This is a genomic window from Microbacterium sp. GXF0217 (assembly GCF_054798195.1).
Genome location: NZ_JBSJZG010000002.1, coordinates 594088 through 613430, shown reverse-complemented (window position 1 = coordinate 613430; position 19343 = coordinate 594088). Strand labels below are relative to the sequence as shown.

The following is a 19343-nucleotide window of genomic DNA, read 5'->3' as shown; positions in this document are numbered from 1 at the left end:
GACGAATCACGAACCCGGTGACGAATCACGAACAGATTCGGTCTGTTGACTCGTGATTCGTCACAGCATCCGTGATTCGTCATCGGATGACCCGGAGTCGACGAAGCGCCGCGATGATCGCCGCCTGAACAGTGGGCCAGTCATGCACGATTTGGGCATAGTCGAACCGAAGAGTCTCGTATCCGAGTTCGGATGCCGCGGCATCCCGCACCCGATCGTGATGCCGCTTCGTCGACGACCCATGGTTGTCGTCACCGTCCGCCTCGACGATCAGCCGGCCACCGATGACGAAGTCGACCCGGCCGACACCGTCGATCAGCACCTGGCATTCGAGCCGGATGCCGAGCAGATGCAATCTCATCCTCATGAGCGATTCCAGTCCGCTGTCAGCATCTGACCTGGCGATATCGATCAGCCAACGACTCGTTCGCGGCAGGGCGGCACGAATGCGGGCACGCGCCGCGCGGGACAGAAGCCGTTGCCTCCACGCCGACTCGTAGGCCGCGAAGAACGCCTCATCACCCGCGCACCGACGCAGATGCAGCAGAGCCGTCTCGATCGACGCGGATCCCAGTGGCGGGCTCCCGTGGAAGTAGTGCGAGACGCAGGTGCAGGAGGGGTGATCGAGCGGGTGCCTCCTCGACGGCATCCAGACATGGAGTCCGTCTGGGCGCGGCAGGACCCACACCCCCTTGAGCCGGAGGATGCTGACACAGGTCAGCGCTCCCCCGTGCTCGATCGCCCTGCGCACGTCGTCATTCAGAACCCTCGTGGCGAAGATGCCGTTTCGGATGCGCTGGATCGTTCCGCGGCGCGCTTCATTGGCGAGACCCTGCCGGGTGAACCCCAGTTGCTGCAGGGTCGAACTGCGGGCGATGCCGCCGAGCCTCGTGATGGTGTCGTGTGCGGAGAGCATGCCGACAACCTTGCGCCAAGAGAGGGTTTGCTGTGTGGGGAGATCATCGTTTGTGGACAACCAGGACGTGCCGCCCGGCTGTGCAGAGCGAGTGGAAGCGACGTTTCACGGACCAGGTGACGAATCACGAACCGAATCGGTCGATCGATCCGTGATTCGTCACCGGATTCGTGATTCGTCAATGGATCCGGGGGCGTCGGGCTCCATGAATCGTCATCGGGGCCGCGGGCGTCGGGGATCCGTGGGCGTCAGGGCCGGGTCACCGTGCCGCAGCCCACCCCGTGACCCAGCGGTCGAGGCGACGGTAGGCGTCCTCGCGCGCGTCGTGCCGCGACAGGAACACGTCGTGCAGCGCACCATCGATCCGCTCGACCGTCACGGACGATCCGAGCTTGAGCGAGGCTCTGGCGATGTCGTCCACGACGAGGACGCTGTCGGCGCTCGTCAGCTCGTCCGACCAGCGGCTCGGCACCGCTGTGCGCGCGGACAGCAGCACGCACACCGGAGCATCGATCGCGAGGCCGGCATCCACCCGCGCGTGGCCGGCGAGCACGGCGTGCAGCCAGCCGGTGTGCACCGGCATCGTCTGCTCGGGACGCCAGGCGAGGTTCACCTCCACCGGATCGTCGGGGTCGGCGACCGCGGTCTGCGCCCGCGAGTAGAAGCCGAGATCCACCTGCGGGACGGCATCCAGAGGTCTGACCCTCGCACCCCAGCCGATGACCGGGGCGATCGCTGGACGGATGCCGAACTGGAACTCCAGCCACGGAGAGTTCAGGATCACCGCCGCTGCCCGCCCCGGATTGCGCGACGCCCACAGGCTCAGGATCAGGCCGCCGGTGGAGTGCCCGAGCAGGACGAGACGACGATCGGATGCCGCGGACATGGCGTCCAGCGCCGCCGCGATGTCCTCATCATAGGCGGCGAGATCGGAGATGTACCCCGCGGTCTGGCCCTCGCGGAGGCTCCGACCGTACTTGCGCAGATCCAGGGCGAAGAAGCGTGCGCCGCGGGAGGTCCAGAACCGTGCCAGGCGCTTCTGGAAGAAGTAGTCCGACCAGCCGTGCACGTAGAGCACGTCGACGTCGACGAGATCCGGTGCGGACGGGACGTGCGGGTGACCGCGCAGACGATGCACGAACCGGTCCCAGCCGCTCGGCTGCTCCGGCACCGTCGGCAGCGCTCGGACGAGTGTGGCCACGACGTCACCCTCGGCATCCGATCCGAGCGGGAGGGTCCGCTGCTCGAACTCGTCGCCGAGGACGTCGGGGGTCCAGTCGGTCATGTGCCCAGGGTACCCACCGGTCTCACCGATCGGTCACCGTTCGGGCGGGGACGCATCGCACGGAAGCCACTCGATGCGTGACCGAACCCGCGGACGGTCACGGTTCGGGCGGGATGCCGCGGCATCCATCCGCCTCACGCGTGTCCCAACTCCGAGAACGAAGCCGACCGACTCAGTCGCGGGAGATCTGCACCATCTCGTCGCGGTCGACGACCTTGATGCGGGCACGATCATGCGGGGCGCCGAGTGCGATCTCGTGCTGGTCGAGGCGGTGCCAGCCGTCGAGGTCGGTCCAGGCCACGCCGCGCGATGCGAGCAGTGCGGGGATCGCGTCCTCGGACGGGTCCTCCGGCTGCCACCATGAGCCCTGGTCGTTGACGAGGTGCTGCACGGTCTCCATCGCGTCGGACTTCGTGTGCCCGATCAGGCCGACGGGTCCGCGCTTGATCCAGCCGGTCGCGTACACGCCTGGGACGCGCTCGTTGGAATCCTTCGCGAGCACCTGGCCCTCGTGGTTCGGGATCACGCCGTGCTTCTTGTCGAACGGCACGTCCTTCAGGGGCGACCCGAAGTAGCCGATCGCGCGGTACAGCTGACCGATCGCGACCTCGCGCAGCTCGCCCGTCCCCTGCACACCGCCGGAGCCGTCGGGCTGGGTGCGCTCGTAGACGATCGCGGCGACGCGGCCCTCGGCATCCTTCTTGATCTCCACCGGGCGCGCCCAGAAGTGCAGATGCAGACGACGGGATGCCTCACCACCGGCATTGTTCGCCCCCGGCCGGGTGCGCCACTGCTGCAGGACGCGGTCGATGACCTTGACCTGCTTGTTGCTCTCGACGGCGGCCCTGGACGCCTCGTCGTAGTCGAAGTCCTCGTCGTACACGACCATGTCGACATCGCGCAGCTCGCCGAGCTCGCGGAGTTCGAGCGGCGTGAACTTCACCTGCGCCGGGCCGCGACGTCCGAAGACGTGGACATCCGTGACCTTCGACGCCTCGAGTCCGGCGTGCACGTTGTCCGGGATCTCGGTCGGCAGGAGGTCCTCGGCGTGCTTGGCGAGGATGCGCGCCACGTCGAGGGCGACGTTGCCGTTGCCGAGCACGGCGACCGATTCGGCATCCAGCGTCCAGTCGCGCGGGAAGTCCGGGTGCCCGTCGAACCAGCTCACGAAGTCGGCGGCACCGAAGGAGCCCTCGGCGTCGACCCCCGGAATGTCGAGGTTCGTGTCGCGGATCGCGCCGGTGGCGAAGATCACCGCGTTGTAGTGCTTCTTGAGGTCGGCGAGCGTGATGTCCTCGCCGAAGTGCACGTTGCCGAAGATGCGGATGTCTCCGCGATCGAGCACGTCGCGCAGCGCGTTGATGACGCCCTTGATGCGCGGGTGATCCGGCGCGACGCCGTAGCGGACGAGCCCGTACGGGGCAGGCAGGTGCTCGAACAGGTCGATTGAGACGTCGAAGGAGCGCTCGGTCTTGAGCAGGATGTCCGCCGCGTAGATGCCAGCGGGGCCTGCCCCGACGATGGCCAGCCTGAGCTTGGTCATGTTTGCCTTTCGGATGCTGCGGTGACCGCGTCAGCTGCTGCGGTCGGCGAGGGTATCGGCGAAACGCGTCAGCGCCTCGCGGACGGTGCCCTTGGGGAGCGGAGCGAGCACGGCGATCGCGTCGTCCGTCCACGTGCGGGCGAGTTCGAGGGTCTGCTGCGTCACGGCGTGGTCGCGCAAATCGGCCAGCGGCTGGTCGAGGATGCTCGGGTCGGCGCCCTCCGCGATGCGGGCGACCCCGTCGTCGATGCGGGCCGCGAGGGCCTGCGCCTCGGCATCCTCTCGAGCCTTGAGCAGGAGGTAGGGCATCGTCGGCACCCCGGCGCGGAGATCAGTGCCAGGAACCTTGCCGGTGTCCTCGGGCTTGGCCGACAGATCGATCACATCGTCGATGAGCTGGAAGGCGACGCCGACCTTCTCGCCGTAGACGCGCAGCGGCTCGTGGTACTCCGCCGGCGCGTTCGAGAACAGCGCACCGGCCTGCGTCGCTGCCGCGATGAGGGATCCGGTCTTGTCGGCGAGCACCTGGATGTAGAACTCGATGGGGTCGTCGCCCGGCTGCGCACCGACGGTCTCGTGCAGCTGGCCGAGAACCAGACGCTCGAACGTGTCGGCCTGGAGGCGGATGGCACGATCGCCGTACTTCGACATGAGCTGGCTGGCGCGGGAGAACAGGATGTCTCCGGTGAGGATCGCCACGCTGTTGCCCCACACCGCGTGCGCGGCCGGGACGCCACGGCGGCGGTCGGCGCCGTCCATGACGTCATCGTGGTAGAGCGAGCCGAGGTGCGTCATCTCCAGCGCCTTGGCGATGTCGATGACCGTGGGGGTGTTGCCGTCGCCGAGCTGGGCGGTCAGCAGCGTCAGCACCGGGCGCACGCGCTTGCCGCCTGCTTCGAGGAGGTAGCGGCTCGCGGCATCCGCCACGGAGTCCGCGACGCGCAGGTCGACCGCGAGTCCCTCTTCGACCAGTTCGAGGCCGTCCTCGATCTCTCGCGCGACGCGGCGGGCAGCGGGGCCGATGAAGACGCGGTCGCTGAAGCCGAGTCGGCTCGCCAGGCGCGAACCCGGAGCGGTAGGGCTCGAAGTCACGTCTGTCAGCCTACCCGCATGGCCTGGGTCGAAAGGTCAGTCGGATTTCTCGGGGGTGGGGGCCGACGCCGGGGCGGGGGTGGCGCGCTTGGCCTTGGCGGCGGGCTTGGAGCCCGCGGCTGGCTTGGCGGCGGGCTTGCGCTTCGGAGTCGTGGTCGGCTGCGGCTCGGCGACCACGGACTTCGGCTTGGTGGCGCGATGAAGAGCGACGATGCCGAGGCTGAGGTTGCGGTGCGCGACGTCGATCCATCCGGCATCCCGGATCCACGCGGCGAGCGCCTTCTGATCCGGCCAGTCGCGGATCGACTCGTTCAAGTAGTCGTACGCGTCGGAATTGGTGCCGGCCACGCGCGCGACGCGCGGCAGGATCTGCGCGTTGTAGAACCGGTAGAGTCCGCGGAAGATCGGGTTCGGCGGCGTGGAGAACTCGTTGATCACGACGCGCCCACCCGGCTTGGTCACCCGGTACAGCTCGCGGATCGCCTTCTTCGGATCCTGCACGTTGCGCAGGCTGTAGGACATCGTGACGGCGTCGAACTCGGCATCCTCGAACGGCAGATCGGTGGCGTCGGCCTCGACGAACGACAGGTTCGGCAGGTGACCGTGGCGGCGGCGGCCTTCGGCCAGCATCCCCGGTGAGAAGTCGGCGGCGACGACCTCGGCTCCGCTGCGGGCGAGGGATGCCGACGACGACGCCGTTCCGGCTCCCAGGTCGAGGATGCGCTCCCCCGGCTTCGGGTCGACCGCCCGGGTGGATGCCGCGCGCCACAGCGCATCGTTGCCGAAGGTCATGACGACGTTGGTGCGGTCGTATCCTTCGGCGACCTGGTCGAACATGCCGCTGACGCGCGACGGGTCCTTGCCGAGATCGGCGCGGTTGGGCTCAGTCACGCTCCTCAGTCTATGGCGGGTGAACGGGGCGCAGCCTGGGACAGCTGCACGACCCGGGAACACCTGCACGGCTGAATCGGGGAAACTGTCGTGCATCCGTTCCCGGGTCGTGCAGGTGTACCGCGGAAGACGAAGGGTGACTCGGCCGTCACCCAGCGAACAACCGGGGGCCGTTCAGCGATCGAGGCCGAGAGCGACGAGGCGGTCGAGCCAGGCATCCCCTGTCGCGTCGTCGAACGGAGCGACCTGGCGACGCACGCGGTCCTCGAGATCGAGAGTCAGCGCTTCGAGGTGCTCCATGACGTCGGCGGGGTATCCGTACCTGGCGCTGTGGTCGGCCCACTCGTCGCGGTCGTCGACGTAGGTTCCTTCGTCGTTCGTGCGGCGGATGACGTCGAGGTCCATGTCGATGCCGGTGGCGAGCAGCGGCGACTCCCAGCGGACGTCCCAGGCGAGGTCGATGTAGATGCGGAGGTCGCGGGGGTGATCGCGATTCACGGTCAGCGCGAAGTCGGCGGAGGCCGGGAGCAGCGTGACCTTGTCGCGCTGACCGACGTGATCGATCGCCGGGATCAGCGTGACGTTCGGGACGTCGGCGCCGAAGGCCGCACCCGGCCGGGCACTGTGGAACCCGACCGGTTGGCCGATCCAGTCACCCCAGGCATCCGACCCGAGGTAGACACTCTCGTGGCGCCAGTGCGGCGAGCCGTCCCATTTGCGCCACTGGAAGATCATCTCGGTGCCGGGTGCAGGGCGGTCGTTCATCGTGCCAGCCTATGGGGCGGTCGTCGCCGTCGCGCCCGCCCTGGCCGGGGACAGTTGCACGACCAGGGAACACCTGCACGACCGAATCCGCGAAACGGCCGTGCATCTGTTCCCGGGTCGTGCAGGCGTACCGGCGGTGGCGCCGCGCAACGGTCATATCCTGGAGGGGTGAGCAACACCCTGGTCGTGCAAACCCGCGAGATCGAACCCCTCGAGGATCTGCTGACCTATGCCGCCCCCGCCGCTCCCCTCGCCTGGCTGCGCCGCGGCGATGGGATCGTCGCGGCAGGATCGGGGATCGCCGCCGTGATCCGCATCCCCGCCGACGAAGGATCCTCCCGCGCCGCGATCGCGTCCGAAGCCTGGCGCACGCTCTGCGCGGATGCCGAGATCGATGATGCCGTCGACCTCCCCGGCACAGGCCTCGTCGCCTTCGGTGCGCTGACCTTCGATGAGGATTCGGATGCCGACAGCATCCTGATCGTGCCGTCGATCATCATCGGCAAGCGTCAGGGCCGCAGCTGGATCACCCGCATCGGAGATCTCGACGCCCCGCTCGCCGAGACCGCGTACGGGCCGCACTGGGCGGGGACCGTCGGCCCGGGCGCGCAAACCCCTGAGGGGTACCAGGCGTCCGTGGGCGCGGCGCTCGACCGCATCGCGGGCGGCGAACTGAGCAAGGTCGTCCTCGCGCGCGACCTCGCCGGGACGATTCCCGCCGGATCCGACCTGCGCCGGCTCGTCCGCGCGCTGTCCGCCGGATACCCCGACACCTGGACTTTCGCCGTCGACGGACTGATCGGTGCGAGCCCCGAGACGCTCGTCACAGCGCAGGATCGCTCGGTGACCGCGCGCGTGCTCGCCGGCACAATCGGGCGAGGGGCGGATCCGGATGCCGACACGGTCGCGTCGGCATCCCTCGCGTCCAGCACCAAGGATCTCGACGAGCACCAGTACGCGGTGCAGAGCCTGCTCGTCGCGCTGCGCCCGCATGTGCGGGCGATGGCGGCGAGCGAGCAGCCGTTCCTGCTGAAGCTGCCGAACCTGTTCCACCTCGCGACCGACGTCGAGGGCGAGCTGGCCGACGGCGAGTCGGCACTGGATCTGATCGGCGTGCTGCATCCGACGGCCGCTGTCGCCGGCACCCCGACGGATGCCGCGATCGCCGCCATCCGCGAGCTCGAGCCGTTCGACCGCGGCCGCTACGCCGGGCCGGTCGGCTGGGTGGATGCCGCGGGCAACGGCGAGTGGGCCATCGCGCTGCGCTGCGCCCAGTTCGGGACGGATGCCGCGGGCGCCGCGATTCCGGTCACCGCGTACGCGGGCGCTGGGATCGTGGCGGGCAGCGATCCGGAGACGGAGCTGCTGGAGACGCGTGTGAAGTTCCGCCCGCTGGTCGACGCGCTGGCGTAGCCGGCGGCCGACGCATCGAGGTCGCACGACAGCGACGCCGGACCCGACCACCGCCGCGCACTCAGCTCGCGGCGAGCCTCGCCCTTTCGGCATCCACGTCGAAGTCCGCCGCCGGCCACTTGGGGTCGATGTCCTGCAGCGCCGTGAGCAGCAGCTCCTGCACGGCGAGGCGCGCGTACCATTTGCGGTTCGCCGGGACGACGTGCCAGGGCGCGGCATCCGTCGATGTCCGGTCGAACACGGCCTGGTAGGCGTCCATGTACGCCGGCCACAGCATCCGCTCGTCGACGTCGCCCGGGTTGTACTTCCAGTGCTTGTCCGGGCGATCGAGCCGCTCCATGAGCCGCTCCTTCTGCTCGTCCTGCGAGATGTGCAGCATGACCTTGACGATGCGGGTTCCGGATGCCGCGACCCGCGCCTCGAACTCGTTGATCGCGTCGTATCGGCGGTCGATCTCGGCGGCATCGGCGAGGGACCGTACCTTGCCGATCAGCACGTCCTCATAGTGCGAGCGGTCGAAGACGCCGATGTATCCGGGTTCGGGCAGGCGCTTCTCGACCCGCCAGAGGAAGTCGTGCGCGCGCTCCTCGTCGGTCGGCGCCTTGAAGGCGGCGAGCTCGACACCCTGCGGATCGACACCGCCGACGACATGACGGACGATCCCGCCCTTGCCGGCGGAATCCATCGCCTGCAGCACGAGCAGCACGGCATCCTGCGTATCGCCGGAGCGGCTCTGCGCCCACAGCCGCTCCTGCAGCTCGTCGAGATCCTGCACGCGCGTGGCGAGATCCTTCGCTGCGGAATGCTTGTCACCCCGGTACCCCGGGGCACCGTCCGGGTCGACATCCGAGAGGCGGAACCCCTCGCCCACGCGCAGGATCTCGGATGCCGCGGCATGCCAGCCATGTGTGCTCATGCGCCCATCTTGCCGGAAGCGAACCGCTCAGCGCTCGAGTGGAACCTCGATGATCTGACGACCGCCGGCCGGCGTCGTGAGCGCCTGATCGAGTGCCGTGCGGGTTGTGACCCGCTGATACTCCCAGCCGTATGCGCGCGCGAGGTGCTCGATGCCCACGGTGTGCGGCGTGTAGAACGCGCGGTCGAGATCGACGCCCGGCGCCTCGGATGCGACTTCGAGTGCGTCGAAGATCGTGCCGCCGCGGTCGTTGCCGACGATCACCTGCAGGCGCGGTTCGGCTTCGTCCGGCGGGAGCAGCAGCGCCCCGACGTCGTGCAGGAACGTGACATCTCCGAGCAGGACGCGGGTGATCCCTGCGGCTCCGTCTGCCTGGCTCGCGAGCGCGATGCCGGTGGCCGTCGCGATCGTGCCGTCGATGCCGGCGAGACCGCGATTGGCATGCACCGGGATCTTCTTGCCCTGCAGCAGCGCGTCGGCCACGCGGACCAGTCGGGAGGACCCGAACACGAGCCGATCGTGCGGCCACGTCGCCCGCCAGACGGCATCCGCGAGCAGCGCCCTGTCCAGCGGACGCCGGACGGCGGCGAGTTCGACGCCGACCGCATCGCGCCGGGTCGCGGCGTCGGCGGACAACAGACCGTCGGTGTCGGGGGCCGGCTCGGACAGGTCGACGGATGCCGCGGCCGACGCCGCCCGCCACGCGCTGAGCCACGACCAGTCGGGCTCGCCCTCCGCCATGACGACGGATGCCGCCGCGGTCGTCCGTCCGTTGAGATTCAGCTCCTCGCCACCGGATCGCACCGCGATGACGTCCAGATCGGTGCGACGCAGCAGCGCGGTCACCTCGCGACTGAGCGTCGGATGCCCGAGCACGATCGCGCGCTCGACGCGGCCGCCGAGCGACTCCTCCCTGAGGAGTTCGCGATACCCGTGCACGAGATTGCGTCCGAAGCGTGCGCCGCTGACGATCTCGGCAACGAGCGGCCAGTCGCCGGCGTGCGCGATCGCCTCGGCCTCCGGCCCGGCATCGGCTCCTGCGATGACCACTGTCCGCGGTCCGTGGTGCACCTCGAGCGGTGGCATCTGGGCTGCGACGGGGGCCGGCCCCGGCGTCGCCGTCACGGACGACGCGAGCGCCGCCGACAGCGGCTCGCGGGACGGGAGATTCAGATGGACGGGTCCGGCAACGCCTGTGAGCACCGGCGCCGTGGACGGCGGAGCCGCGAGTGAGTCAGGCGCGCCGTTCGTCCCGAGGGCGACGGAGACGGCCTGCGCTCCGAGCGCGGCCCAGTCGTACGCGTTATCGTCTCCGGGCACGGGTGCGTCGACACTGAGGCGGACGAAGGGCTCGAGCATTCCGGGCTGGATGGTGGCCTGATTCGCTCCGACGCCGCGCAACTCAGGCGGCCGGTCGGCGGTCAGCAGCAGCAGCGGAACTCCGGCGTGGAACGCCTCCATGACTGCGGGCAGCAGGTTCGCCACGGCGGTGCCTGACGTGCAGATGACGGCAGCCGGCACGCGCTGTTCTCGGGCGAGGCCGAGCGCGGTGAAGCCGGCGACCCGCTCGTCGATCCGCACGTGCACGCGCAACGACCCCTGCCGGGCGAAGTGCGTGGCGGCGAGCGCAAGCGCCTGTGAGCGCGACCCCGGCGAGATCACGACGTCACGCACCCCGTGCGCGATGAGCGAAGCGATCAGGGACGCCGCGGCATCCGTGGCCGGAGAGGCCGTCACGACCGTGGTTCCGCCGGGCCGTCGTTCTCGTCGTCCAGGCGGGCGAGTTCTTCCTCAAGGCGGCGGATGCGGTCGTCCTGCTCGGTCTTGCTGATGCTGCGCAGGAACTCCGGGTCGTCATCCGGTGCGACAGAGCGCGCCACGCCCTTGCCATCCGCGCGGTGGCGGCCGATCGTGAACCAGAGGATGCCGCCGATGACCGGGATCAGAACCACGATCGCGATCCAGACGCCCTTGGACACACCACGATGCCGCGTCGCCGGCTGCACTGCGCAATCGACGATGCTGAACACCCAGAAGACGAGGGCCAGCAGGCCTCCGATGAACAACAGTCGAACCACGGCCCCAGTCTAGGCCGCTTGTCTGCACGTCGGCCGCACACGGGGGGTCTTCGTCGCACACGGGGCGTCGCCCGCCCTCTCGTAGCCTGTCCCCCGGCCGCCGGTCAAGGCCGTTCCCGCCCGCACTTGCGAGCGAGAGACTGCGAGCATCTGGATCGGGACCCGCCGATCGTCCTCAGGATCGGAGATCATCGTGTCGCTCACCGCTGTCGATCCCGCCGTCTGCCTCCCGTTCTCCGGGCGCGGTCCGCTCAGCGACGCCATCCTTCAGCACCTCTGCGGGGAATCAACCGACAGCGACCACGGCGAGCTGGCTGCGCGGGCACTCGCGCAGACGACGGACATCGTCCACGACGACGACATCCAACTCGCCCTCTTCGCGCTGTACGCCTCCTCCTACGGCTCGATCGAATCGTTCTCGGCGGAGAAGGAATGGGATCCTGCGCTGATCGCGACACGACGGACGCTCGAGGAGGCGTTCGAGCAGGCTCTGCGTGCGCAGGTCTCACCGCCCGAGCTGCCGTCCTGCACGGCCGACGCCGTCGCCCGGTCGCTGTTCGCTCTCGCGGCGGCGGACTCCGGGCCGAGCCTGTCGCGTCACCTCGCGAGAACCGCGACGGCGGAGCAGGCCCGCGAATTCCTCATCCAGCGGTCCGTCTACACCCTCCGGGAAGCCGACCCGCATTCCTGGGCGATCCCACGCCTGCACGGCCGCGCGAAGGCGGCGCTGGTCGAGATCCAGGCCGACGAGTACGGAGGCGGACGGCCCGACCGGGTCCACGCCACGATCTTCGCGGCATCCCTGCGCGGGGCAGGCCTCGACGACGCCTACGGGACCTATGTCGACGACGTCCCCGCTGTGACGCTGGCCTCGCACAACATGATGTCGATGTTCGGGCTCAACCGCCGCCTGCTCGGAGCGATCGTCGGCCATCTCGCCGCGTTCGAGATGACGTCGTCGATCCCGAACCGCATGTACGCCGACGGGCTGCGTCGGCTCGGGTTCGAGGAGGACGTCACGGACTACTTCGACGAGCACGTCGAAGCGGATGCCGTCCACGAGCAGATCGCTGCGCGAGACCTCGCCGGCGCCCTGGCCGAGGATCGCCCCGATCTGCTGGCCGACATCATGTTCGGCGCCGCCGCCTGCCTGACCGTCGACGGCTGGGTCGGACAGCGGATGCTGGATTCCTGGTCGCACGGAGAATCCTCGTTGCGAACGGGCGCGCGCTCATGACCGGCGAGCGCGCGACCATCACGCCCTATCCGGACGGGCCCTTGCTCGTGCGCGGAGACGTCGACCTGCGCACCCCGGACGGCGAGCCCGTCGAGCGACACCGGAGCACGATCGCCCTGTGCCGGTGCGGGCTCTCGGCGATCAAACCGTTCTGCGATGGGACGCACAAGGCGGCCGGCTTCCGTACGGAGGGTGACTGAGATCGGCCAGATCGGGACGGCGCGTTCGCGCCGTCCCGATCGTCTGCGTCAGGCCTTCCGACGCCGCCGGACGTCCCTGCACGCCGGCGGGCATCGACGGGGTTGAGTCCGCGGTCGACGTCACATGCGCACGCGAACACGACGAGGTGCGGCCACACGCATGGGATCTTCTGAAGTGGACGCGACGGCGGGAGTCGAACCCGCAGCGCTCTCAGGTATGAACTGGAGCCCGGGACCGCCCGGATCGCCGCGATGTCTTGCAACGCGATCGACGTTACCGGCCCGTGATCTCCGGGGCCAGTGGCGCAAGCTGGGATAACCCTATGAGTCATCGGATGACGCGGGATGACGCGGCACCGGCGGCTCGTCATCCAGAGCCTTCAGCACCCGCGAGAGGGATTCGCGCAGCTCGGCGCGCCCCGGCTCAGGGAAGTCCGTGACGTAGTCGACACCCGGCGGGATGTACAGCATCCCGTACAGCGCCTCCCGCCAGTCCCCGCCGCCGATCGGCCAACGCGTGCGGTCAGCGCTCTCCGCCGTGGCGCCCTGCGCCCAGACGCCGAAGTGCTCCTGCATCTGCTCCAGCGGCAGATCCATGACCACATCCGCCTCGACCTTCTGCGGCGACCACGACGTCGCGATGAGGATCCGCTCGGCGACCTCCTCGTCCGTGATGTCGCGACGCGCGAAGAGCACACGGGTGTGCTCCACATCCTCGATCCGGTCGACGCGGAACGTCCGCCAGTCCTCGCGCTCGATGTCCCAGCACAGCAGGTACCAGTTGCGACCGGCGGGAGACAGGACGTGCGGTTCGACCCGGCGGATGCTCTGCGCACCCTGCCCGTCGGTGTACCGCAGCCGCACGCGCTCGCTGTCGCGGGCGGCGAGCGCGAGCTCCCCCAGCACCACCGGCGACACGACGGGCCCCTCGCCGACGCGCGGGGGCTGCACTGTTCCGGCGAGCGCATTGACCCGTCGCCGCAGCTCGGCCGGCAGCACCTGCTCGAGCTTGGCGAGCGCCGTGAGCGTCACTTCGGCACCGCCGACGAGCTGCTGCGTCGCCGCGACCCGCAGTCCGATCGCCATCGTCACGGCCTCGTCGTCCGTGAGCAGCAGCGGTGGGACGGCACTGCCCGCTTCGAGCCGATACCCGCCGGCCGATCCCGGAGCCGACTCGACACGGTACCCGAGCTCGCGCAGGCGATCGACGTCCCGGCGCACGGTCCGCTCGGTGACCTCGAGCCGCCTGGCGAGTTCTGCGCCGGACCAGTGGCGGTGCGTCTGCAGCAGATTCAGCAGAGCCAGGGCGCGGGAGGTGGTATCGGTCATGCCGTCAAGATTGCCAGACGATGAGGACAGGATCTGTCCTCATCGTTCTCTACTCTCGTCGCATGACTGACGAACACATCATCGAGACCGAGGGCCTGACCAAGGTCTTCACCGTCAAGAAGGCCGAGGTCGCCGCCGTCACGGACCTCACCTTCGCAGCGACCCGGGGCGAACTCGTCGCCTTCCTCGGGCCGAACGGCGCCGGCAAGTCCACCAGCCTGCGCATGCTCACGACCCTCATCCCTCCCACCTCCGGTACGGCGCGCGTGGTCGGACACGACATCCGATCGGATGCCGCCGGGGTACGAGCCCGGATCGGATACGTCGGCCAGCTCACGAGCGGCAGCTTCGCCCAGCGCGTGCGCGACGAGCTGCTCAGTCAGGGCGCCTTCTACGGGATGAGCCGGCGCGACAGCATCCGACGCGCGGACGAGCTGATCGAGTCGCTCGATCTCGGTGGGTTCGTCGGCCGCACGGTCCAGCAGCTCAGCGGCGGACAGAAGCGCCGACTCGACATCGCGCTGGGACTCATGCACGCCCCGCCGCTGCTCTTCCTGGACGAGCCGTCGACGGGCCTCGATCCGCAGAGCCGCGCCAACCTATGGGAGCACATCCTCCAGCTGCGCCGCCAGCACGGCACGACGGTCTTCCTGACCACGCACTATCTCGAGGAGGCCGACCGCTACGCGGAACGCGTCATGGTCATGGACCGCGGCCGCATCATCGCGGACGACCAGGCCGATGCGCTCAAGGCGACGCTCGCGGGCGACGTGCTCACCTTCGGGTTCGCGGATGCGGCACAGGCTGCGACCGCGCAGCCCATCGTCGCTCGGCTCACGCCGCGTGAGGTCGCGCGCGAGAACGCGTCGCTCTCGCTGACGGTTCCCGACGGCGATCGCCTGCTGCCGGTGATCGTGCGCGAGCTCGACGCCGCGGGCATCGCGGTCACCCGCGCCACGGGCGTCCCACCCACCCTCGACGACGTCTTCCTCGCCCTCACCGGACGCACGCTGCGCGAAGCCGGCGAGGGCGGAGAGGCCACGTCCGACACAGGCGACAACGACGCCGAGACGACCATCACGACAGGAGCACTCTCATGACGAACCCCGACACCCTCGTCCGCGCGAACCTCGTGCGCGACACCCGCAACGTGCTGGCCAGGGAACTGCGGCCGACCCTGCGGGATCCGTTCACCCTGATCTTCAGCCTGCTGCAGCCGCTCGTGTTCCTCGGGCTGTTCGCGCCCCTGCTGATCGGCTCGTCCGGGCAGCCCGCCGGCGAGACGCTGCAGTGGTTCGTGCCCGGCGTGCTCGTGATGATCGTGCTGTTCGGCACCGGCGCGACCGGCTCGAATCTGCAGTACGAGATGATGACCGGTTCGCACGAGCGCACGCTCGTCGCGCCGCTCGGACGGTCCTCGCTGCTGGTCGGCCGCGCGCTGAAGGAGATCGCGCCGATCGTGGTGCAGGCGTTGATCATCGTGCTCATCGCCTGGCCCTTCGGCTTCACGATCAATCCGCTCGGATTGCTCGCCGGCCTGGCGCTGCTCGCGGTCTTCGGTGTCGGGCTGGGCTCGCTGTCCTACGCACTCGCGCTGGCGACCAAGGACCGCGAATGGCTGTTCTGGGGCGTGCAGCAGTCGCTGATCTTCCCGCTGCTCATCCTCTCCGGCATGCTTCTCCCCCTCGACGACGGCCCAGGATGGATGCGCGTCGTCGCCGGAGTGAACCCCGTCAACTGGGTCGTGCAGGCGGAGCGCGCACTGTTCGCCGGCGACTACGCGAACCCCTCGATCCTCTGGGGCTGCCTGGCGGGCATCGCCGTGGCCGTGGTCGGGCTGCTCGTCGGCATCCGCGCGATCCGACGCAGCAGCTGACGCCTCCTGTGCGGCATCCGATCCCCGGATGCCGCACAGGCGCGCCGCCTAGACTTGGCGCGTGAAGATCCCGCCTCTCCTCGTGTACTCCGTGCTGCGCCTGCTGGCGTTCGTCGTTCCGCTCGCGATCATGTGGCTGTTCTTCCCGATCCTGCGGGAGTACTGGTGGCTCACCGCGATCTTCGCCGCGCTGATCGGAATGAGCATCTCGTTCCTGTTCCTGCGCAAGCCCCTCTCGGATGCGTCCTCCGAGTTCCACGAGCGGCGCGCCGCCGGGCAGGGACGCACGGCCGCGGACGACGCCGCAGCGGAGGACGCCGCCACCGAGTGAGGCCGGCGTCGGGCGCGTGAACCCGCGTCAGCCGACGACCGTGGGCGTCAGCCGACGAAAGCCCAGTACAGTCCGCCCGCGTAGAGCAGTGCCGTGAGCGACGTGAGCCCGAGCGCGATCACGAGCTCGCCGGCCTTGCGATAGCTCCACACGATCGCCAGCGCGGGAAGACCAGCCAGCAGCGCGAGCAGCGTCAGCCAGGCGATCGGGTACAGCAGCGCGATGAAGGTCGAGATCGCGAACGGCACGATCAGGAACAGCGTGAACAGCACCTGCGTCGCGCGTCGGCCGATCAGCACCGTGAGCGTGCGCTTGCCGGCCACCCTGTCCTGATCGATGTCGCGCAGGTTGTTGGCGAGCAGCACGGCGCACGCGAACAGGCCGGCCGCGATCGCGCCGAGCCACGCCTCCTGCGGCAGTGCGAACGCCTGCACCCAGGTCGTGCCGAGCGTGGCGACGAGCCCGAAGAAGACGAAGACGAACACCTCGCCCAGGCCGAAGTAGCCGTACGGGCGCTTGCCGCCGGTGTAGAACCAGGCCGCGATGATGCAGACGGCGCCGACCGCCAGCATCCACCACTGCTGCGTGCGGATCACGATCGCGATCCCGGCGACGGCGGCGAGGCCGAAGAAGACGAGCGAGACGATCAGCACGCTCTTCGCGGAGACGCGACCGGACGCCGTCAGGCGCGCGGGTCCCACCCGGTGCGCATCGGTGCCCCGGATGCCGTCGGAGTAGTCGTTCGCGAAGTTCACACCGATCTGCAGCAAGACGGCGACCGCGAGGCACGCGAGCGCGATGACCCAGTGCAGGGCCGTGTCGACGATCTGCGCGGCGCCGGTGCCGATGACGACCGGAGCGACGGCGAGCGGAAGGGTCCGCAGCCGCGCCGCGCCCACCCAGTCGCCGAACGTGACCGGGGGCGCCTCGACGATGGGTCGCTTCGCCGGGTTGCCGCTCGTACGGGGACGCTTCTGAGAAGATCGCTTGCTGGACGCCACGGAGGAATCATAGTGGCCGCGCCGATGTGCCCCGTGGCAGCCGACGTCAGGAGCGCTGGAACGTGAGGTGCGTCACGCCGCTCTCTGCCACCTCAGCCGTCACGGCATAGCCGTCCTCGAGTCCGCGCATGCCGTCCCAGAGCCGGGTGCCCTGGCCGAGCACGATCGGGACGACCGCGACGTGCAGCCGATCGACGAGCCCCGCGGCGAGGAACTGCCGCACGACTTCGATGCCACCGCCGATGCGCACGTCGGCGCCGCCCGCGGCTTCGACCGCCCGGTGGAGAACGTCCGCGGGCTCGGCATCCACGAAATGGAACGCTGTGCCGTTGTCGAACTCGATCGACGGACGCGGAGTATGCGTGAGCACGAAGACCGGGCACGCGAAGGGCGGTTCCTCACCCCACCATCCGCGCCACTCGGGATCGTCGCCGTAGATGTGCAGGCCGAACATGCCGGCCCCCATGATCTCGGCGCCGATCCCCTCGAAGTACGCGGCCGCGTACTTCTCCTCCACACCGGTCGTGCCGGCCCCCGATGCTTCGCCGAAGACGCGCTACTGCATCGTGCGTGTCGCGGTGTAGGCCGCGACGAGGCGCATCCAGTCCTTCCCGATCGGGTCATCCGGGGTCTGGTCTGCGGTGGCGGCGAAGCCGTCGAGGGAGATGTTGAGATCGACGCGGACGGTCATGCGCCTGCCTTCGCGTCGTTCGGGTTCGTGGCCTTGCCGTCGAGCCACAGCGTGTCCGCGGGGTCGGCATGCGCACCGTCGGACCCGACGTGCTTGCTGCTGATCTGCGGACCCTTCGTGATCACGTGCACGAGGGCCATGCCGTAGCCGCGCGAGAGGTCGTAGTCGGTCTTCAGCCATTCCAGGATCGGAGCCGCCTTGGTGTCGGCGCCGAATCCCTTCTCGGTTGCGAGGTCGATGAACTGGCGCGGCGTGAGGCCGGTCTTGGTCTCGATGTTGTCGAGGTATGCCTGGAAGGACATGGGGTCTCCTGGTTATGCCTGGTCGAGGAACGTCTGGATCATGATGGCGGATGCGTGGATGCAGAGGATGCGCAGCACGCCGGTTCCGGCGTTGACGAAGGCGTGCGGTACGAAGGGCGCGACGGTGGCGGTGTCGCCGGCGATCGCGTCGAAGGTCTCGTCGCCGCGTGTGATGCGGGCGCTCCCATCCAGCACCACCCAGGTCTCGGAGTAGGGATGCCAGTGCAACCCCGGCCCTTCGCCCGGCTGGTTCTCGACGTAGAAGTAGGAGACGTCGGCGTCATGCTCTGCTCCGACGAACCTGCGGCTGCGGCTGGCTCCCATGCGGATGTCCGCTACGGCGACGACCCCCTCGGGAAGAGTTCTGCTGTTCATGGCTCCAGTCTCGACACAGTGCAGACGACATCCTAGAGTTTCGATGTGGATCGAAATACGCGCCCGATCGAGGGCGTCGAGCACCCCGACCATCGCGTCGAGTTCCATCTGAGCCCCGGCGACGTCGAGGCCGTGCGCTTCGGCGTCTCTCCAGGGCACGAGCTCGCCCACGCCGTGCGGGTGCTGCTGCGACCGGCCCAGCATCCGCTGCAGTGGGGGTGGCTGCGCGCGGTGCGCGAGCGCCTGCCTCGCGAGAGCTTCGCGCTGCTCGCCGCCGTCATCGGAGACGACGGCTACATGCCCGACTTCCTCACGGCGACGCCGCGCTGGGACATGACGCCGGAGGCCGAGCTCGATGCGTTGCGCTCCGCCGCTCTCGCACCGATGCGCGTCGACTTCGGAAAGATGGTCGTGCGCTCGCAGGGCGCGAGGCAGCGAGCGCTGCGCGACATGCAGAAGGACCCCGAACGCGCGCGGCGCATGATCGCGGACGCCTGGTCTGAGGTGTGGGATGCTGCCGTCGCGCCGGTGTGGCCGCAGCTCGAGCGCATTCTGCGCGCCGACATCGCCACGCGGTCGCGGACGATCGCGGCGTCCGGGATCTCGGCCATGGCGGGCGGCCTGCACGCGCGGGTGAGCTGGGGCGACGGCGCCGTTCACGTGCGCCTTCGTCGGCACAGCGAGCAGGTCGACTGCCGCGGTGTCGGCCTCGTGCTCGTCCCGTCGGTCATGTCGTCGTGGGGATGCATGGTGCTCACCGAGCCTCCGGCGCAGCCGACGCTCTTCTATCCGGCGCGGGGCATCACGGCCGGGTGGGCGCGTGATTCCTCCGAGACCGCCGAGGCGCTTGGCGCGCTCCTCGGCCCGGCGCGCGCGGGCATTCTGCTCGCATCCGGGTCCGCCCGCACGACTTCGCAGGTGGCGAGGGATGCCGAGATCGCCGTGTCGACGGCATCCCACCATCTGAGCGTCCTGCGCGGGGCGGGGTTGATCGCGAGCGAGCGGAGCGCCAATCGGATGCTGCATCTGCGCACGCCACTCGGAGAGGCGATGGTAGGGGCGGTGCTGTGAGTGGGTGGCGCTCCGAGCGGCGCGGGGCCGG

General features: G+C 69.4%; 20 protein-coding genes, 1 tRNA gene and 1 pseudogene. 7 read left to right on the top strand and 15 right to left on the bottom strand.

Going from position 1 to position 19343, the window contains the following annotated elements; genetic code table 11:
- Positions 1-79: 79 nt before the first annotated feature.
- The 6 genes from ACWAT3_RS06170 to ACWAT3_RS06145 all read right to left on the bottom strand — a co-directional run bounded on the left by ACWAT3_RS06170 (position 80) and on the right by ACWAT3_RS06145 (position 6492).
- Positions 80-916 carry an endonuclease domain-containing protein gene (locus ACWAT3_RS06170; RefSeq protein WP_460796744.1) on the bottom strand — a complete coding sequence of 279 codons (837 nt, stop codon included), beginning with the start codon at positions 914-916 and terminating at the stop codon, positions 80-82.
- Positions 917-1175: 259 nt separating this feature from the next.
- Positions 1176-2201, bottom strand: a complete 1026-nt coding sequence (locus ACWAT3_RS06165) for an alpha/beta hydrolase (protein ID WP_460796743.1) — start codon at positions 2199-2201, stop codon at positions 1176-1178.
- A 172-nt stretch (positions 2202-2373) separates the two neighbouring features.
- Complete coding sequence (locus ACWAT3_RS06160) at positions 2374-3744, bottom strand: FAD-dependent oxidoreductase (RefSeq protein ID WP_460796741.1); 1371 nt, start codon at positions 3742-3744, stop codon at positions 2374-2376.
- 30 nt (positions 3745-3774) lie between these two features.
- Complete coding sequence (locus ACWAT3_RS06155; RefSeq protein WP_460796740.1) at positions 3775-4836, bottom strand: polyprenyl synthetase family protein; 1062 nt, start codon at positions 4834-4836, stop codon at positions 3775-3777.
- A 36-nt stretch (positions 4837-4872) separates the two neighbouring features.
- Positions 4873-5736 carry a class I SAM-dependent methyltransferase gene (locus ACWAT3_RS06150; RefSeq protein ID WP_460796797.1) on the bottom strand — a complete coding sequence of 288 codons (864 nt, stop codon included), beginning with the start codon at positions 5734-5736 and terminating at the stop codon, positions 4873-4875.
- Positions 5737-5901: 165 nt separating this feature from the next.
- Positions 5902-6492, bottom strand: a complete 591-nt coding sequence (locus tag ACWAT3_RS06145) for a DUF402 domain-containing protein (RefSeq protein ID WP_460796738.1) — start codon at positions 6490-6492, stop codon at positions 5902-5904.
- A 168-nt stretch (positions 6493-6660) separates the two neighbouring features.
- Between ACWAT3_RS06145 and ACWAT3_RS06140 the strand changes: the two genes are divergently transcribed.
- The gene (locus ACWAT3_RS06140) at positions 6661-7905 is read left to right on the top strand and encodes an isochorismate synthase (RefSeq protein ID WP_460796736.1); all 1245 of its coding nucleotides are present in this window, start codon (positions 6661-6663) and stop codon (positions 7903-7905) included.
- 61 nt (positions 7906-7966) lie between these two features.
- On the opposite strand, the gene ACWAT3_RS06135 is transcribed toward ACWAT3_RS06140, so the two are convergent.
- From ACWAT3_RS06135 to ACWAT3_RS06125, 3 genes are read right to left on the bottom strand one after another with little or no spacing between them, the layout of a single operon-like run.
- Positions 7967-8821, bottom strand: a complete 855-nt coding sequence (locus ACWAT3_RS06135) for a PPK2 family polyphosphate kinase (protein WP_460796735.1) — start codon at positions 8819-8821, stop codon at positions 7967-7969.
- Positions 8822-8848: 27 nt separating this feature from the next.
- Entirely contained in the window at positions 8849-10558 is a 1710-nt protein-coding gene (menD, locus tag ACWAT3_RS06130) for a 2-succinyl-5-enolpyruvyl-6-hydroxy-3-cyclohexene-1-carboxylic-acid synthase (protein ID WP_460796733.1), read from the bottom strand.
- Complete coding sequence (locus ACWAT3_RS06125; RefSeq protein ID WP_460796731.1) at positions 10555-10899, bottom strand: PLD nuclease N-terminal domain-containing protein; 345 nt, start codon at positions 10897-10899, stop codon at positions 10555-10557. The genes menD and ACWAT3_RS06125 overlap by 4 nt, the downstream gene beginning before the upstream one ends.
- A gap of 193 nt (positions 10900-11092) precedes the next feature.
- Here ACWAT3_RS06125 and ACWAT3_RS06120 point away from each other — a divergent pair, with 193 nt between their 5' ends.
- Positions 11093-12136, top strand: coding sequence for an iron-containing redox enzyme family protein (locus tag ACWAT3_RS06120; RefSeq protein ID WP_460796729.1), 1044 nt, complete (start codon positions 11093-11095; stop codon positions 12134-12136).
- Positions 12133-12336 carry a CDGSH iron-sulfur domain-containing protein gene (locus tag ACWAT3_RS06115; RefSeq protein WP_460796727.1) on the top strand — a complete coding sequence of 68 codons (204 nt, stop codon included), beginning with the start codon at positions 12133-12135 and terminating at the stop codon, positions 12334-12336. The genes ACWAT3_RS06120 and ACWAT3_RS06115 overlap by 4 nt, the downstream gene beginning before the upstream one ends.
- Before the next feature lie 176 nt (positions 12337-12512).
- On the opposite strand, the gene ACWAT3_RS06110 is transcribed toward ACWAT3_RS06115, so the two are convergent.
- Together ACWAT3_RS06110 and ACWAT3_RS06105 are read right to left on the bottom strand one after the other, a co-directional pair.
- A tRNA-Met gene (locus ACWAT3_RS06110) sits at positions 12513-12588 on the bottom strand.
- 69 nt (positions 12589-12657) lie between these two features.
- A complete protein-coding gene (locus ACWAT3_RS06105) occupies positions 12658-13665 on the bottom strand; it encodes a helix-turn-helix transcriptional regulator (protein WP_460796726.1) in 1008 nt (335 codons plus the stop codon).
- A 62-nt stretch (positions 13666-13727) separates the two neighbouring features.
- Between ACWAT3_RS06105 and ACWAT3_RS06100 the strand changes: the two genes are divergently transcribed.
- The 3 genes from ACWAT3_RS06100 to ACWAT3_RS06090 all read left to right on the top strand — a co-directional run bounded on the left by ACWAT3_RS06100 (position 13728) and on the right by ACWAT3_RS06090 (position 15872).
- Positions 13728-14765, top strand: a complete 1038-nt coding sequence (locus tag ACWAT3_RS06100) for an ABC transporter ATP-binding protein (protein ID WP_460796725.1) — start codon at positions 13728-13730, stop codon at positions 14763-14765.
- Positions 14762-15541 (top strand): ABC transporter permease, encoded by a 780-nt coding sequence (locus ACWAT3_RS06095; protein WP_460796723.1) that lies wholly within the window; start codon positions 14762-14764, stop codon positions 15539-15541. Before ACWAT3_RS06100 ends, ACWAT3_RS06095 begins: the two co-directional genes overlap by 4 nt.
- A gap of 61 nt (positions 15542-15602) precedes the next feature.
- On the top strand, positions 15603-15872 hold the full coding sequence (locus tag ACWAT3_RS06090) for a DUF4229 domain-containing protein (protein ID WP_460796722.1): 270 nt from the start codon (positions 15603-15605) through the stop codon (positions 15870-15872).
- Positions 15873-15919: 47 nt separating this feature from the next.
- Here the strand turns inward: ACWAT3_RS06090 and ACWAT3_RS06085 are convergent, their stop codons facing one another.
- The 4 genes and pseudogenes from ACWAT3_RS06085 to ACWAT3_RS06070 form a co-directional block, all read right to left on the bottom strand.
- On the bottom strand, positions 15920-16873 hold the full coding sequence (locus ACWAT3_RS06085; protein ID WP_460796720.1) for a 1,4-dihydroxy-2-naphthoate polyprenyltransferase: 954 nt from the start codon (positions 16871-16873) through the stop codon (positions 15920-15922).
- A gap of 46 nt (positions 16874-16919) precedes the next feature.
- Positions 16920-17564 (bottom strand): annotated as a pseudogene (locus ACWAT3_RS06080) (dihydrofolate reductase family protein).
- On the bottom strand, positions 17561-17866 hold the full coding sequence (locus ACWAT3_RS06075; RefSeq protein ID WP_460796719.1) for a DUF4287 domain-containing protein: 306 nt from the start codon (positions 17864-17866) through the stop codon (positions 17561-17563). Before ACWAT3_RS06075 ends, ACWAT3_RS06080 begins: the two are co-directional and overlap by 4 nt.
- 12 nt (positions 17867-17878) lie before the next feature.
- The gene (locus ACWAT3_RS06070; protein ID WP_460796718.1) at positions 17879-18241 is read right to left on the bottom strand and encodes a cupin domain-containing protein; all 363 of its coding nucleotides are present in this window, start codon (positions 18239-18241) and stop codon (positions 17879-17881) included.
- Positions 18242-18286: 45 nt separating this feature from the next.
- On the opposite strand from ACWAT3_RS06070, the gene ACWAT3_RS06065 reads away from it, so the two are divergent.
- A complete protein-coding gene (locus tag ACWAT3_RS06065) occupies positions 18287-19312 on the top strand; it encodes an ArsR/SmtB family transcription factor (RefSeq protein WP_460796716.1) in 1026 nt (341 codons plus the stop codon).
- The last annotated feature ends 31 nt before the right edge of the window (positions 19313-19343 follow it).

Coding starts and splice junctions, on each gene's coding strand:
- ACWAT3_RS06070 (WP_460796718.1), bottom strand. CDS start 18,241: ATGAACAGCAGAACTCTTCCCGAGGGGGTCGTCGCCGTAGCGGACATC.
- ACWAT3_RS06095 (WP_460796723.1), top strand. CDS start 14,762: ATGACGAACCCCGACACCCTCGTCCGCGCGAACCTCGTGCGCGACACC.
- ACWAT3_RS06100 (WP_460796725.1), top strand. CDS start 13,728: ATGACTGACGAACACATCATCGAGACCGAGGGCCTGACCAAGGTCTTC.
- ACWAT3_RS06135 (WP_460796735.1), bottom strand. CDS start 8,821: ATGAGCACACATGGCTGGCATGCCGCGGCATCCGAGATCCTGCGCGTG.
- ACWAT3_RS06115 (WP_460796727.1), top strand. CDS start 12,133: ATGACCGGCGAGCGCGCGACCATCACGCCCTATCCGGACGGGCCCTTG.
- ACWAT3_RS06160 (WP_460796741.1), bottom strand. CDS start 3,744: ATGACCAAGCTCAGGCTGGCCATCGTCGGGGCAGGCCCCGCTGGCATC.
- ACWAT3_RS06105 (WP_460796726.1), bottom strand. CDS start 13,665: ATGACCGATACCACCTCCCGCGCCCTGGCTCTGCTGAATCTGCTGCAG.
- ACWAT3_RS06075 (WP_460796719.1), bottom strand. CDS start 17,866: ATGTCCTTCCAGGCATACCTCGACAACATCGAGACCAAGACCGGCCTC.
- ACWAT3_RS06165 (WP_460796743.1), bottom strand. CDS start 2,201: ATGACCGACTGGACCCCCGACGTCCTCGGCGACGAGTTCGAGCAGCGG.
- ACWAT3_RS06170 (WP_460796744.1), bottom strand. CDS start 916: ATGCTCTCCGCACACGACACCATCACGAGGCTCGGCGGCATCGCCCGC.
- ACWAT3_RS06145 (WP_460796738.1), bottom strand. CDS start 6,492: ATGAACGACCGCCCTGCACCCGGCACCGAGATGATCTTCCAGTGGCGC.